General features: G+C 69.6%; 1 protein-coding gene and 1 pseudogene. Both read right to left on the bottom strand.

Annotated features, from left to right (window positions below; translation table 11 throughout):
* Positions 1-414, bottom strand: a pseudogene (locus LI94_RS21185) (molybdate ABC transporter permease subunit); the annotation flags it as partial.
* Between the two features lie 27 nt (positions 415-441).
* Entirely contained in the window at positions 442-1197 is a 756-nt protein-coding gene (gene modA / locus LI94_RS21180; protein WP_024443760.1) for a molybdate ABC transporter substrate-binding protein, read from the bottom strand.
* Between the last annotated feature and the right edge of the window lie 149 nt (positions 1198-1346).

Here is a 1346-nt window from a genome sequence, read left to right as displayed (position 1 = left end):
TGTGTATAAGAGACAGGTCTGCGCCAGCACCACCGCGGTGGTGGTGAACGCGATATGGATTCCGGCGGCCTCCAGATAGCGTCCCAACAATCCGAGCCGGCCGAACGCATACAGCAGCGCGATTCCACCCACCACCGGTGGCAACACCAGCGGCAACAGCACCAGTGGTCGCAGGAGGCGCACCACGCGTGACCGACTGCGCGCCAGCACCAGCGCCATCGGCACACCGAACAGCACACACAGCACCGTGCTGGCCGCGGCGGTGCGCAGGCTCAGTTGCAGTGCGGTGATGGCGGAGGGACTGCTGATCAACGCCCAGAAATGTGGCCAGTCGACTTTGGTCGCGATCCCCACCAGCGGCAACACCACGAATGCCGCGCCGATCGCGGCGGGCACATAGACCCAGCCCGGCAGGTGATCAGGCCGGCTGACCACGGCCGGTCAGGGCTTACCGAAACCGGCCGCGTGCAGCACCTTCTGCCCCGCCTCGCCGGTGACCAGATCGACGAACGCGCGGGCCGGCCCGGGCGAAGCCGCCTCCCGTAGCAGCGCGATCGGGTAGGTGTTGACCGCGTCGGCGGCCTCGGGGAACTCGATGGTGGCCACCTTGCCCCCGGCGTGCTGGGCGTCGGTGCGGTAGACCACACCGGCATCGGCCTGGCCGGTGGTGACCTTGTTGAGGACGTCGGTGACGTCGGGTTCCTCGCTGACCGGGGTGACCGTGACACCGGTGGCGTCTTCGACCTTGTGCGTCGCCGCGCCGCACGGGACCGGTGATTGACACACCACCACCGCGAGCCCTGGTGCGGCCAGATCAGCGAAGGACCGCACCCCGTGCGGATTGCCGGGTGCTGTCACGATCACCAGCGTGTTGGTGGCAAACGCCACCGCCGCGGCGTCCAGCAGGCCGGCCTGCGCGACCTTGTCCATCTGGGTGGTGTTGGCCGAGGCGAAGACGTCGGCGCGCGCCCCCTGGGTCAGTTGGGTGGCCAGATCCGAGGACCCGGCGAAATTAAAGGCCACCGCGACCCCGGGATTGTCGGTTTTGAACTGCTCGGCGATCTCGGTGAACGCCGGCTGCAACGACGCCGCCGCGAACACGGTGATCGTCGGGGACACCGGCTCCGTGCTACAGCCGGCCATTCCCACCGCCAGCACGCCCGCCATCGCTCCGCAGACCACGCGGGTACGCCCCATGGCTGGCAGCCTAGCGGCGATCGCAAGCGGCGCGAAGCGGCGCGCGGCGGGTCGCCGCCGTCAACACAGCGGCGATCGCAAGCGGCGCGAAGCGGCGCGCGGCGGGTCGCCGCCGTCAACACAGCGGCGATCGCAAGCGGCGCGAAGCG

The organism is Mycobacterium sp. UM_Kg27 (assembly GCF_000972905.1).
Taxonomy (GTDB): domain Bacteria; phylum Actinomycetota; class Actinomycetes; order Mycobacteriales; family Mycobacteriaceae; genus Mycobacterium.
Note: the sequence above shows the minus strand (reverse complement) of the source record. Positions and strands in the feature narration are given on the sequence as shown.